Origin of the sequence: Aggregatibacter kilianii, assembly GCF_003129965.1 — a bacterium.
Lineage (GTDB): Bacteria > Pseudomonadota > Gammaproteobacteria > Enterobacterales > Pasteurellaceae > Aggregatibacter > Aggregatibacter kilianii_A.
In genome coordinates this window covers 243,393-257,282 of record NZ_NRCJ01000002.1, presented here as the reverse complement: position 1 = coordinate 257,282, position 13,890 = coordinate 243,393, and the positions used below count along the sequence as shown (strand labels likewise).

Genomic DNA, 13,890 nt, shown 5'->3' with positions numbered 1-13,890 from the left:
GACACCAAACCGAAAGTCGGCCGTCTGTGTGTTTCAAAGGCAATAATCTCCTGATTGGCTAAGTCCATCATCGGCGAAAGATACAGTTTCTCTGCGCCTACCCGAAATTCGGTCACATCGGTCACCCACTCCTCCTTCAATCTCAAAGCGCTAAAATTGCGTTGCAGTAAATTCGGTGCCACATGGCTCGTTTTACCGGCCTTTTTGCGCCGTTTGACTTTCACGCAAGAACGAATCCCCAATGCCCGCATATGCGCCAATACGGTTTTGCCACTCAGGAAAATCCCTTCCCGCTGTAACTTGAGCCGAATCATGCGGTAACCGTCCCGTCCCTGATTTGCCTGATAAAGGGCGAGGATACGCTGTCGAATAGCCTGATGGTCTTTTACCTTCGGAGTGTAATAGAACGTTGAGCGAGTCAGTCCGATAATCTTCAATAACAAACGCGGGTTATACCATTCTTTTAATGCGTTGACGATGTCCTTTTTTCTGCCGGGCTTTTTGCTCGTCCAGCTCCTTGAACTTTTTTAGGATGGCATTCTCCGCTCTTAAATACTCAAGTTCTTTCAATAATGTTTTGATATCCTGAGGATTATCGCAGGATGGCGTTTTCTTGGCTTTTGCCATTTTCGTTTTTCTCGGTTGATAATATTGACGGGAAAGCCCATTGATACCGTATTTTTCAAAGCGTTGCAACCAAGCCACGACGGAAGAATGAGAGGCGATATGAAATCGTTGGGCAACCTCACGAATGCCCCAATGTGATTCTAAAATCAGTTTAATGATGTGATGTTTGAATTCGATTGAATAATGTTTACCCATAAAAATCTGCACCTTAATGAGTTGATTTGGGTGTCCAACTTTTGGGGTGCAGATCAAAGTGCGGTTATTTTTCCGTTAAATCTTCATTACCGCCAGCCAAGCCATCGCGGATTTTGGTTTCAAAAAACGCGTAATCCACCAAGAACGCGTCATGTCCGTAATCGGAACTGAACTCGTAATAATTCAGGTTCACGCCATTTTGTTCAAGTAATTGTTTGCTTTTGCGCAATTCCGGCAATTTGAACAATTGATCATTATCCACCGAGACCAACGTATAGCGTGCTTGAATGCGCGAAAGGGCGGTTTTTAAATCGGCGTAGCCGACGCTCGGATCATATAAATCCAAAGCGCGTAACAAATGCAGGTAGCTGTTGGCATCAAAGCGCGCCAGAAATTTTTGCCCTTGATAGCTTAAATAAGACTCTACCTGAAAATAATCTCTCTGCAAATTGCCTTCCGCCTTTGTAGCGCGCCCGAAGGCTTTGCTTAATTGCACATCGGTGCGATAGGTGAGCATGCCGAGCATGCGGGCGATTGCCAGACCTTTGTCCGGTCGTTCGCCGTCATAATAATCGCCGTTATTGAAATTGGGATCGTTGATCACCGCCTGGCGCATGACGTGGTTAAAGCCGATAGCTTCCGCGCTGAAGGAAAGGGAAGAACACAAATTTACTACGTTGGAGACGTAATCGGGATAATCAATCGCCCATTGGGTCGCCTGCATTCCGCCGAAGGATCCGCCGATGACGGCGTGTAAGTGGGGAATTTCGAGGAAATCCAGCAAAGCTTTTTGTACTTTGATGATGTCTTGCACGATAACGGCGGGAAATTGGCTGCCGTAGGGGCGGTTGGTTTGCGGGTTGATGGAAGAGGGGCCGGTAGTGCCTTTGCAGCCGCCGAGCACGTTGGAGCAAATAAAAAAATAACGTGATGTGTCCAATGCCAAGCCGTCACCCATAAAATTTTGCCACCAGCCTTCCTGGTTCGCACTTTTATCAAAATAGGGTTCGGCATCACCCGTGAGCGCATGACAAATTAGCACTGCATTGCTTTTATCCGCATTCAGCTCACCATAGGTTTGATAAGCCACCTCAATTTGCTGAAGTTGACCGCCTAAAATGAGCTGTAAAGGTTGATGGGTAAAAACAGTGGTTTTTTTTATTGTCATTGCCGGATCCGACGCAATTCTTATTGTTATCGCTAGTGGTGCATAACGTTACATCTTGCCTTATACCTTGTCAAGAAAATTTAGCCGTCTAAACATCTGGAAGTTTTGAAGTCTATAAATAAAGAGATTGGACTTGAATTCTGCGGTTTTTTTCTTTATGTTGAGCACCAGTATTTTTTCATAATAATGCCGATGAAATTGAATTTTAAAGAAAAGTTACAAGCCTATTTAACCGCATCACGCCTCAAACGGATCGCTCGTTATGTTGCTGTGTTTTTTGCGGGTTTTGCTTTGTTGCTGATCATCGTGGATCAAGCGATTGGCTATTATGTGCGCAAAGACATTTATTACGACATCGATAACGTGCCGAATCGTCCGTATGGGTTAGTGCTCGGCACTTCAAAATATTTCACCAATAACACGCTGAATCTGTTCTATTACAATCGCTTGCTTGCCGCACAACGCTTGTTTGAAGCGAAGAAAGTGGATTATTTGCTATTAAGCGGCGATAACCGCACCTTGCAATATAACGAACCGCGCACCATGTTGCGGGATTTGAAAAAAATGGGTGTGCCGCAGGAGTTTATTTATCTGGATTTTGCGGGCTTCCGCACCTTAGATTCGGTCATTCGTGCCGATCAGGTGTTTAAAGCGCATTCGCTTACGATCATTTCACAGAAATTCCATTGTGAACGCGCCTTATTTATTGCCAAATTCCATAATATCGACGCCATTTGTTTCGCGGCGGATTATCCGCAGGTGTATTCTTTCGTGCGTGTGCGGGAGTTTTTTGCCCGTTTGCAGGCGGTGTGGGATTTATTGGTGGAAAGGGAACCGCACTTTTTGGGGGCGCCGGAACCGTTGCCCCCGCCGGTGACGATTCCCGATGTTAACAGTGATATTTAATAATATGACGGGTTAACGGGGTGGCGTTCACACTGCTTTTGTGTTTTTTCGACATCGCATCAAAAGTCAATGTCAACAAGGATTGCGACACTTTTTCATAATCCTGCACGCTACACAACACTTTATTTTCCAACACTTCCAACATTTCAAAATGCCCGAAGGTGGCAATCACCAAATCTTTCGGCACATGTCCCAGTTTTTGCAACAAGACCAGTAACACGCCTTCCAACAACGTAAAAGAAGTGGTGAAAATGGTTGTCGGTAACGGATTGTTTTCCAGCCATTGAGCGAAACACTGCGCCGCTTCATTTTTACGGAACATATCACCGTATAAATAATCAACAGCAATATCACGCCCGTTTAATGCCGCGCGAAATCCCGCTTCCCGTTCCTGACTGGTGGGCAAATTTGCCAATGCGCCGAAAAACAGAATGCGTTGCTGATTTGGAATTTGCAACAATTCTTGTGTTAAGGCGCGGGCATCGCCTTCGTCATCAGTCAAAGCATTGACCACTTTCGGCGACATCACCCGACGATCAAAACCGATAATCGGAATGTTGGTGTTTTGGTAAAAATCCGTATCCGGCGGCAGCGCAGTAGAAACCAATAGCGCGTCAACCTGACGTTGTAATAAATGTTTCACACAATCCTGCTCGTTGTTGACTTTGTCGTTTGAGCAGGCGATGAGCAGTTGATAGCCTTTTTCCCGTAAACGATTTTCCAGATTATTGGCGATTTTCGCATAACTGATATTCTCAAAATCGGGAATGATTAAACCGATGGTTTTGCTTTTCCCCACACGCAGGCTTGCCGCCATCGCGTTCGGTTTAAAATCATACTGTTTAATCAAGGCCTGAACTTTTTCGATGGTGCTATCGCTTACACGATACTGTTTGGCTTTTCCGTTCACAACGTAGCTCACCGTTGTGCAGGAAACGCCCGCAAGCTTGGCAATTTCATCTAATTTCACATTAACTCCTTATAAATGTCAGAAATAGATAGTTGATTGGTTCCGAATTAACTAAATATTTTTTGTTCTTAAAATTGGGCTTAAACCCGCACGGATTATAGCACTTCACCACAATAAAAATTGAATAAATGTCACAAAATTATTAAATAAATGAAAAAAACTTGCATGAGTGCGTTTAAATATGCAATATTAATGCGTAAATAATCATTAACCCGTTGCGGATTTTTACTTGTCAGAAAGGAAACCGTCTTTTAGAATAAGCGCGCTTGTCACAACAGCAAAAAACAAGCAGGGCAGGTTGAAATATGGCAAACGTTAGCCAAAAAGTGCGGTGGTTTTTCCACGTGTTTTTTCAACCTGCGGTTAATGAGCATTCGTAAGTGTTCGACCAAATACAATAGGAGTAATTTATGTCCGAAGCGGCAATTCTTGTCCTTGCCGACGGTAGCGTCTTTCACGGCAAAGCCCTGGGCGCCGTCGGTTATACTATCGGTGAAGTAGTGTTTAACACCTCCATGACCGGCTATCAGGAAATCTTGACTGATCCTTCCTACACCAAACAAATCGTCACCCTCACTTATCCCCATATCGGCAACACCGGCGCCAATGACGAAGACACCGAATCCAACCAGGTTTGCGCCGCCGGTTTAATCATTCGCGATTTGCCGTTGCAGCACAGCAATTTCCGTTCCCAATCTTCCCTCGCCGACTACCTCAAACAAAACAACATCGTCGCCATCAGCGAAATTGACACCCGCCGCTTAACCCGTTTATTGCGCGACAAAGGCACGCAAGCGGGCTGCATTATGTCGGGCGTAATCGACGAAGCCAAAGCATTGGAACTGGCGAAAAGTTTCGGTTCCATGGCGGGCAAAGATCTGGCGCAAGAAGTCACTTGCGAGGAAGCCTACGAATGGAAGCAGGGCGAATGGCAACTGGGCAAAGGTTATTCAAACGTTGAAAATCCCGAATTTCATGTGGTCGCCTACGATTTCGGCGTAAAACACAACATCTTGCGTATGCTGGCGGAACGCGGCTGCAAACTCACTGTCGTGCCGGCAAAAACTTCCGCCGACGCCGTATTGGCGCTCAATCCCGACGGCATTTTCCTGTCTAACGGCCCGGGCGATCCGGAACCTTGCGATTACGCCATCGCCGCCATCCAAACCTTATTACAAAGCAAAAAACCGTTATTCGGCATTTGTCTCGGTCACCAATTGCTCGGTTTAGCCGTGGGTGGCAAAACCAAAAAAATGTCTTTCGGACACCACGGCGCGAATCATCCCGTGCAAGAACTTGACTCACAAAAAGTCCTCATCACCAGCCAAAACCATGGCTTTGAAGTAGACGAACACAGCCTGCCGAAAAACGTGCGCATTACCCACCGCTCTTTATTCGACAACTCCGTCCAAGGCATCGAACTCACCGACCAACCCGCGTTCAGCTTCCAAGGTCACCCTGAAGCCAGTCCCGGCCCGAACGATGTGGCGTATTTGTTCGATAAGTTTATCGACCAAATGCGGGCGGCGAAGTAAAAGGGCGGTCGGTTTTTAAAATGTTTTTGGGTTAAATATCTATTTGTGTAGGGGCGGGTCCTGTGCCCGCCCGTGAATATCAATCCGGATTGATGGCGCGCGTTTCCCAACGCGTGCCGGGTAATGTAACGAAATGAGTTAGAAACACACGCTGGGAAGCGTGCGCTATCGTGGAGTAAATATGATTAAATATTTTAAAGACAATCCATCTCAATCCAGTAGAGCTGTACAGGCTTGGCAAATTTTAATTTCAGTCGCTATGAATAGACAAACTTGTACTTATAAATCACTATCCAATTTAATGTACGGACATGATGCTTCTGGTGTGTTAGGAGGTATTCTAGGGCATATAGCATTTTTCTGTAATAAGAATAACTTACCGCCTTTAACTTGTATTGTTGTAAATGGCAAAACAGGGCTGCCAGGAGATAATATTCCCGTTTCAGAAGACTTAAATAAATTAAGAGAGGATGTATATAGAGAAGATTGGTATGCGATTTATCCTCCAACAGAAAATGATTTAAAAGTTACAAATACGAGTAAGGTAATTAAATAATCAATACACCGCATTGATGACACCGATGGCACAAGCGTGGACGCTTGCGCTATTAGTAATATCAACCAAAAGTGCGGTTAAAATTTAAAACGTTTTTACAGATTATTTATTTAAAGCATGATTGAAATTTTGATTGGAATTCTTCGCGAAATTATCGGTGGAGTTATTCAAGGCGGGATGGAAATCCTGTTTCTTAAATATAAGAAGCTCACATTAGGTTTGATAAGTATTAGCTGGGTTTTAAGCGGTTATCTTCTTGCCAAGATATTTCCCAATGCCGAGTGGTGGAAAATTTTATTGGCTTCCGGCGCAATTGCCGTTTTTACCACCTTTATCATTGAGCTTTTTATTTATTTAATCGGTAAATTAGTCGGGAAGTTTAAATAACAATAATCGGCACCGATGGCGCAAGCGTCCACGCTTGTGCCAAAACAGAATTTACAGCACAAGCGTGGACGCTTACGCTATCAATAATATCAACCAAAAGTGCGGTTATAAAATCCAACGAATTTTTAATCGTTTTACAGTGAGAAAACAAAAATGCCAAAACGTACAGACATAAACACAATATTAATCATTGGTGCAGGTCCGATTGTTATCGGTCAGGCGTGTGAATTTGACTATTCCGGGGCGCAGGCGTGTAAGGCGTTGCGTGAGGAAGGGTATCGCGTGGTGTTGGTGAATTCCAACCCGGCGACCATCATGACCGATCCGAATATGGCGGATGTGACTTACATTGAGCCGATTCAGTGGCAAACCGTGGAAAAAATCATTGAGAAAGAACGTCCGGATGCCATTTTGCCGACCATGGGCGGACAAACGGCGTTGAATTGCGCCTTGGATTTATCCAAAAACGGCGTGCTGAAAAAATACGGCGTGGAGCTTATCGGCGCTACGGAAGATGCCATTGATAAAGCGGAAGATCGCGGTCGTTTCAAAGAAGCCATGGCGAAAATCGGCTTGAATACGCCGAAATCCTTCGTTTGTCATACCTTTGATGAAGCCTGGAAAGCGCAGGAAGAAGTGGGCTTCCCGACCTTAATTCGCCCGTCCTTTACCATGGGCGGCTCGGGTGGCGGCATTGCCTATAACCGCGATGAATTCCAAGCCATTTGCGAGCGCGGATTTGACGCGTCGCCGACCCACGAACTGTTGATCGAACAATCCGTGTTGGGCTGGAAAGAATACGAAATGGAAGTGGTGCGCGACAAAGCGGACAACTGCATTATCGTGTGTTCCATCGAAAACTTTGACCCGATGGGCGTGCACACCGGCGATTCCATCACCGTCGCTCCCGCACAAACCTTAACCGATAAAGAATATCAAATCATGCGTAACGCCAGTCTGGCGGTGTTGCGTGAAATCGGTGTAGATACGGGCGGTTCCAACGTGCAGTTTGCGGTGAACCCGGCAAACGGCGAAATGATCGTGATTGAAATGAACCCGCGTGTGAGCCGTTCTTCCGCGCTGGCTTCCAAAGCCACCGGCTTCCCGATTGCCAAAGTGGCGGCAAAACTTGCCGTGGGCTACACGCTTAACGAACTACGCAACGACATCACCGGCGGTTTAATTCCGGCTTCATTTGAACCTTCCATTGACTATGTGGTCACCAAAGTGCCACGCTTCGCCTTTGAAAAATTCCCGAAAGCGGACGATCGCTTAACCACGCAAATGAAATCCGTGGGCGAGGTGATGGCGATGGGGCGCACTTTCCAAGAATCCTTGCAAAAAGCTTTGCGCGGCTTGGAAACCGGCATTTGCGGCTTTAATCTGCTTTCCGAACAGCCGGAAAAAATCCGTCAGGAATTGGGCAACCCGGGGCCGAATCGGATTTTGTATGTGGCGGATGCGTTCGGCGCGGGATTTAGCCTAGAAGAAGTGCATCATTACAGCAAAATCGATCCTTGGTTCTTGCGCCAGATCGAAGATTTGGTGTTGGAAGAACTTGCCCTTGAGAAGAAAAACATCGCCGATTTAGACCGCACTTTTTTACGTTACCTGAAACGCAAAGGCTTTTCCGACAAACGTATCGCCCAACTGGTTAAGGCAGAGGAAAGTGCGGTGAGAAATTTACGTATTTCTTACGGCTTGCACCCTGTTTACAAACGGGTGGACACCTGCGCGGGCGAATTCAAATCGGACACCGCGTATCTTTATTCCACTTACGAAGAAGAGTGCGAAGCCCATCCGAGCGATCGCAAGAAAGTCATGATTTTAGGCGGAGGACCGAACCGTATCGGGCAAGGCATCGAATTTGATTACTGCTGCGTGCACGCCGCCCTTGCGCTACGCGAAAGCGGTTTTGAAACCATCATGGTGAACTGTAACCCGGAAACGGTTTCTACGGATTTTGATACGTCCGATCGTTTGTATTTCGAGCCGCTCACTTTGGAAGATGTGCTGGAAATCATTCATGTGGAAAAACCTTGGGGCGTGATTGTGCATTATGGCGGACAAACCCCGCTCAAACTTGCTAATGCGTTGCATGAAAACGGCGTGAACATTATCGGCACTTCTGCCGACAGCATTGACGCAGCGGAAGACCGCGAGCGTTTCCAACAAATTCTGCGCGATCTCAACTTAAAACAACCGGAAAACCGCACCGCGCGCAATGCGCAGGAAGCGGTGGCGTTGGCGAACGAAGTGGGTTATCCGCTGGTGGTGCGTCCGTCTTATGTGCTAGGCGGTCGCGCCATGCAAATCGTGTATAACGACGAAGAACTCAATCGTTATATGCGTGAGGCGGTGTCTGTTTCTAATGACAGCCCGATTTTGCTCGATCATTTTCTGAATAACGCCATTGAGGTGGACGTGGATTGTATCGCCGATGGCGAGCAGGTGATTATCGGCGGTATTATGCAACATATTGAACAGGCGGGAATTCACTCCGGCGATTCTGCGTGTTCTTTGCCGCCGTATTCTTTAAGCGAAGCCATTCAAGATGAAATTCGCCGTCAAACCGTCGCCATGGCGCAGGCGTTGAACGTGGTGGGGTTAATGAACGTGCAATTTGCCGTGCAAAATGATGTGGTGTATGTGTTGGAAGTGAATCCGCGCGCCAGTCGCACCGTGCCGTTCGTGAGCAAAGCCACCGGTCGTTCGTTGGCAAAAATCGCTGCGCGCGTGATGGCGGGCATCAGCCTAAAAGAACAGGGCGTGGCAGGCGAGGTGATTCCGGCGTATTACTCGGTGAAAGAAGCGGTATTCCCGTTCATTAAATTCCCGGGCGTGGACGTGGTGCTCGGGCCGGAAATGCGTTCCACCGGCGAAGTGATGGGCGTGGGCAAAACTTTCTCCGAAGCCTTCCTGAAAGCGGAACTCGGCGCGGGCGAACACATTCCGAAAACCGGAAAAGTATTCTTGTCCGTGGACGACAATGATAAAGCCCGTTTATTGCCGGTGGTGCGTCGTTTGCAGGAAGAAGGTTACGGCTTGTGCGCCACCATGGGCACGGGAAAATTCCTGCGCGAACACGGCATTGTGACGCAAATCGTCAACAAAGTGCGCGAAGGTCGCCCGCATATTGTGGACGCCATTAAAAACGGCGAAATCGCTATCGTGATTAACACCGTGGGCAGCCAAGCGGAAAGTATCGCCGACAGCCATTCCATTCGTGCCGGTGCGTTACAAAGCAAAGTCTTCATCCAAACCACCCTCGCCGGCGCGGAAGCTTTGGTGGAAGGCGTGAAAAGCCTGGATCATTGTGAAGTGTATGCCTTGCAGGGTTTGCATGAAGGTGTGATGGGCTAAAGTGCGGTGAGAATTTGGGGTGCTTTTGATGACACCCCAAAGGGGCGGGGTTCATGCCCGCCCCTTTCACTTTGGATTTTGGTCGGGCACAGGACCCGACCCTACAGCTTTAAGAACTACAAATAGCCTTTTTCTCCACGCGGTAAGCTGACCAAGCCGGAACGGACGATTTCGATCACGGTGGCATCTTCTTTTAGCGTGTTCACGAAAGCATCCAGTTTGTCTTTGGTGCCGGTGAGTTGGATGATGTAGGATTTCGGCGTCACATCCACAATTTGCGCACGGAAAATATCCGTCAGACGTTTCAGTTCTTCCCGCGCCGCGCCTTGCGCACGCACTTTAATCAACATCACTTCACGCTCAACGTGTTCGCTATCGCTTAAATTAATCACTTTGAACACGTCCACCAATTTGTGCAGTTGCTTTTCAATTTGCTCCAGCACTTGTTCATCACCGTATGTTTCGATGGTCATACGGGATAAGGTCGGGTCGTCCGTCGGGGCGACGGTTAGGCTTTCGATGTTGAAAGCGCGTTGTGAAAATAAGCCGACTACGCGGGATAACGCGCCCGATTCATTTTCTAATAAAACTGATAAAATTCTACGCATTATGCATTCTCCGGTTTAGTCAAAATCATTTCATTCATGGCGCCGCCACGCACTTGCATCGGGTAAACGTGTTCGTTGGCATCCACGTTAATGTCAACAAAGACCAGTTTATTTTTAATGCTGAACGCTTGTTTGAGTTTCTCTTCCAATTCTTCCGGTTTGGCGATTTGAATACCCACATGATCATAGGCTTCCGCCAATTTCACGAAATCAGGCAATGAGTTCATGTAGGTTTGTGAATGGCGACCGGAATAAATCAAATCCTGCCATTGTTTTACCATGCCGAGGAAATGGTTGTTCAAACAAATCACAACCACAGGAATGTCATATTGCTTGGCAGTGGAAAGCTCCTGAATATTCATTTGAATACTGCCGTCGCCGGTAATGCAAACCACGGTGGCTTTCGGATCGGCAAGTTTCACGCCGAGCGCCGCAGGCAAGCCGAAGCCCATAGTACCTAGCCCGCCGGAGTTGATCCAACGACGAGGTTTGTCGAAGGGATAATGTAACGCGGCGAACATTTGGTGTTGTCCTACATCGGATGCTACATAGGCATTGCCTTTGGTGAGGCGATAAACGGTTTCCAGCACTTGCTGCGGTTTGATGACGCCGCTGTTGCGGTCGAAGTCCAGACATTTTTCCGCTTTCCATTGGTCGATGTCTTTCCACCATTCTGTTAAATCCGATTGGGATTTGGCGAGGTTTTCATCTTCCAGCAGCGATAAAAATTCTTCTAATACGCTTTCTGCACTACCTACGATAGGAATCGCTACCGGTACGGTTTTAGAAATGGATGTCGGATCCACATCCACATGAATCACTTTGGCGTGCGGGCAATATTTCGCCAGATTATTGGTCGTGCGGTCGTCAAAACGAACGCCGATCCCTAAAATCAAGTCGCTGTTATGCATGGCGGTGTTGGCTTCATAAGTACCGTGCATACCGAGCATGCCGAGGAATTGTTTATCCGTGCCCGGGAATGCACCTAAGCCCATCAAGGAGGAGGTTACCGGCAGGTTCAACTGTTTGGCAAAACGGGTTAAGGCTTCGTGGCAGTTGGCGGAAATCACGCCTCCGCCGACAAAAAGTACCGGTTTTTTTGCCACTAATAAGGCTTTTAGGGCTTTTTTGATTTGCCCTTTGTGACCTTGCACTGTCGGGTTGTAAGAACGCAAAGTCACTTCTTCCGGATAAGTGTAGGCGAATTTATTTAACGGATTGACTACATCTTTCGGCAAATCAATGACCACAGGGCCGGGACGACCGGTAGAGGCAATATAAAAGGCTTTTTTGATGATGCTTGGAATATCTTGCGGATCTTTCACTAAAAAGCTGTGTTTTACTACCGGGCGGGAAATCCCCACCATGTCGCACTCTTGGAAGGCATCGCTGCCGATTAAGCCGGAAGGCACTTGCCCTGAAAGCACTACTAACGGAATAGAATCCGCATAAGCGGTGGCAATGCCCGTAATGGCGTTAGTCGCGCCCGGGCCTGAGGTGACCAGCACGCAACCCACTTTGCCGGTGGCGCGGGCATAACCGTCCGCCATGTGCACCGCCGCTTGTTCATGGCGCACCAAAATATGTTCAATGCCGCCGAGCGTGTGAATGGCATCGTAAATATCCAATACCGCCCCACCCGGATAACCGAACAAAAATTCCACTCCCTGATCGCGCAAGGATTGCACAACCATTTCTGCTCCCGATAATTTTTTCATTTTTACCTCTTAATATTAGCTTCAAAAAATGTTGAAAAAGCGTTTTTTTTGACCGCACTTTTACTCCGACAAAGTGAACTTGGGGTCATCATGATTCAATGGGGGTTATTTTTAACGGAAAGCGGTTGATTTGTCTATTGAAAAATTGAGTGAAAATCAGAAAAATTATGAATTTTAAGATATAAAATCTTGTAAAAATAAAATATTCAGGATTTTATAAATAAATTTATGCTTTAAATATAAAAAATGCGACTTTATGTCGCATTTTATAAAATTTACAAAATTATATTTTTAATTCGATTTTTGTGCGCTAGATCACAATTTAGCGTTTCTTAAAGATAAGTACCAACAACGCCAATACTCCACCCGTGGTAATAAAACCAAGCAAACCGGAATAAGTGAAACCTACCACGATATAACCTGCAATACTTGCGGTTGCTACGGTGACGGCGTAAGGTAATTGTGACGTAACGTGATCCATGTGATCGCATTTGGCACCGGTGGAAGACAAGATAGTGGTGTCGGATACCGGTGAGCAGTGGTCACCGCACACCGCACCTGCCATTACAGCAGATAAGCAAGGCAACATTAATTCGGTGGAACCGCCGGCATGAGCTGCGATGGCGGCGGCGATCGGAAGCATAATACCGAAAGTTCCCCAGCTGGTGCCTGTCGCAAATGCCATCACGGATGCCAGAATAAAGAGTAATGCCGGCAAGAAGGCGAGAGGTAAGGTATCAGAAACCAAAGAGGCTAAATAAGCACCGGTTTTGATGTCGCTGACCACATTGTTAATTGTCCAGGCAAAGAACAGAATTAAAATGGCGCCAAGCATGGATTTCATACCTAATCCCCAGGCTTTAATATATTCTTGTAGGCTTACCAAGCGATCGATAAAAATGCAAACGGACGCCACAATGACCGCACTTATGCCGCCCGCCACTAAAGAAATGCCTACCGTCGTATTTTCAAACGCGCCAAGCACAGTAAACGGTTTTCCGTCAGCCGCTAAGGCTTGGTTACCGGTGTACATCATGGCGGAAACCGTGACGACGATTAAGGTAAGAATTGGCAATACTAAGTTGCGTACATGGCCGTTTACGCCGGAAAGGGTTTCCTCCGGTGCATTTTCTGCTTGTAATGCCAGCTTTTCGTGTCTTGCCATGGAGCCGATATCAAAAGAGAAGTAGGCAACAAAGAACACCATTAAAATGGAGAAAATGGCATAGTAATTCATCGCGCTCATTGCCATAAATGCGCCGATCGGTGAGTAGCCGGTGATAGAGTAGGTTGCCAGTAAGCCTGCGATGAGCGTGATGATATACGCGCCCCAACTGGATACCGGCATAAGCACGCACATCGGTGCGGCAGTAGAGTCGAGAATATAGGCTAATTTAGCGCGGGAGACTTTGAATTTGTCGGTAATCGGGCGGGCAATTGCACCTACTGCCAAACTGTGAAAATAGTCGTCAATAAAGGTGATGAAAACTAAAGACGCGGCAACCAATTTTGCGCCGCGACGACCTTTAATATGCTTTTGCGCCCATTCGGCAAAGGCGCGGTTGCTGCCGGACATACTTAAAAGTGCGGTCAGAATTCCGAGTAATAATAAGAAGAGAATAATGTTAATGTTGTTCGCGTTCAGACCTTCCTCTTTAATAAAGAGAGAGGATATATTATTTTTCAAATAAACCAGCGTATTCACTAGGTTTACATCCGCCAACATAATGGCGCCAACCAGAATGCCGACGCTTAAAGACAGCAATACACGACGGGTAATAATGGCGAGCAATAACGCAAGTAATGGCGGTAATACCGACCAAACTGAGGATGAGTAATCAATGAGTTCCATTTGTT

The 13,890-nt window shown here is 46.9% G+C and carries 12 protein-coding genes; 5 read left to right on the top strand and 7 right to left on the bottom strand.

Annotation, left to right across the window (positions count from 1 at the left end):
* From DK430_RS02540 to metX, 3 genes are all read right to left on the bottom strand, one after another.
* On the bottom strand, positions 1-443 hold a 443-nt coding region (locus tag DK430_RS02540; RefSeq protein WP_204352503.1), incomplete at its 3' end, for an IS3 family transposase.
* A 7-nt stretch (positions 444-450) separates the two neighbouring features.
* A complete protein-coding gene (locus DK430_RS02535) occupies positions 451-822 on the bottom strand; it encodes a helix-turn-helix domain-containing protein (RefSeq protein WP_109077550.1) in 372 nt (123 codons plus the stop codon).
* A gap of 64 nt (positions 823-886) precedes the next feature.
* A complete protein-coding gene (metX, locus tag DK430_RS02530) occupies positions 887-1,990 on the bottom strand; it encodes a homoserine O-acetyltransferase MetX (RefSeq protein WP_109077549.1) in 1,104 nt (367 codons plus the stop codon).
* 192 nt (positions 1,991-2,182) lie between these two features.
* On the opposite strand from metX, the gene DK430_RS02525 reads away from it, so the two are divergent.
* A complete protein-coding gene (locus tag DK430_RS02525) occupies positions 2,183-2,896 on the top strand; it encodes a SanA/YdcF family protein (RefSeq protein ID WP_109077558.1) in 714 nt (237 codons plus the stop codon).
* Here DK430_RS02525 and cra read toward each other — a convergent pair.
* Positions 2,880-3,866: a catabolite repressor/activator gene (gene cra, locus DK430_RS02520; protein ID WP_109077548.1), complete on the bottom strand. Its 987-nt coding sequence runs from the start codon at positions 3,864-3,866 to the stop codon at positions 2,880-2,882. The genes DK430_RS02525 and cra overlap by 17 nt on opposite strands.
* A gap of 410 nt (positions 3,867-4,276) precedes the next feature.
* On the opposite strand from cra, the gene carA reads away from it, so the two are divergent.
* From carA to carB, 4 genes are all read left to right on the top strand, one after another.
* A complete protein-coding gene (carA, locus tag DK430_RS02515) occupies positions 4,277-5,401 on the top strand; it encodes a glutamine-hydrolyzing carbamoyl-phosphate synthase small subunit (protein ID WP_109077547.1) in 1,125 nt (374 codons plus the stop codon).
* A 181-nt stretch (positions 5,402-5,582) separates the two neighbouring features.
* Positions 5,583-5,957 carry a hypothetical protein gene (locus DK430_RS02510; protein WP_109077546.1) on the top strand — a complete coding sequence of 125 codons (375 nt, stop codon included), beginning with the start codon at positions 5,583-5,585 and terminating at the stop codon, positions 5,955-5,957.
* 117 nt (positions 5,958-6,074) lie between these two features.
* Complete coding sequence (locus tag DK430_RS02505; protein ID WP_109077545.1) at positions 6,075-6,344, top strand: hypothetical protein; 270 nt, start codon at positions 6,075-6,077, stop codon at positions 6,342-6,344.
* Positions 6,345-6,497: 153 nt separating this feature from the next.
* Positions 6,498-9,707 (top strand): carbamoyl-phosphate synthase large subunit, encoded by a 3,210-nt coding sequence (gene carB / locus DK430_RS02500; RefSeq protein WP_109077544.1) that lies wholly within the window; start codon positions 6,498-6,500, stop codon positions 9,705-9,707.
* A 116-nt stretch (positions 9,708-9,823) separates the two neighbouring features.
* Here carB and ilvN read toward each other — a convergent pair whose 3' ends face one another.
* From ilvN to DK430_RS02485, 3 genes are all read right to left on the bottom strand, one after another.
* Positions 9,824-10,315: an acetolactate synthase small subunit gene (gene ilvN, locus DK430_RS02495; RefSeq protein WP_109077543.1), complete on the bottom strand. Its 492-nt coding sequence runs from the start codon at positions 10,313-10,315 to the stop codon at positions 9,824-9,826.
* Positions 10,315-12,033 carry an acetolactate synthase 3 large subunit gene (locus tag DK430_RS02490; protein ID WP_109077542.1) on the bottom strand — a complete coding sequence of 573 codons (1,719 nt, stop codon included), beginning with the start codon at positions 12,031-12,033 and terminating at the stop codon, positions 10,315-10,317. Before DK430_RS02490 ends, ilvN begins: the two co-directional genes overlap by 1 nt.
* A 322-nt stretch (positions 12,034-12,355) precedes the next feature.
* Positions 12,356-13,885 carry a Na+/H+ antiporter NhaC family protein gene (locus DK430_RS02485; RefSeq protein WP_109077541.1) on the bottom strand — a complete coding sequence of 510 codons (1,530 nt, stop codon included), beginning with the start codon at positions 13,883-13,885 and terminating at the stop codon, positions 12,356-12,358.
* Between the last annotated feature and the right edge of the window lie 5 nt (positions 13,886-13,890).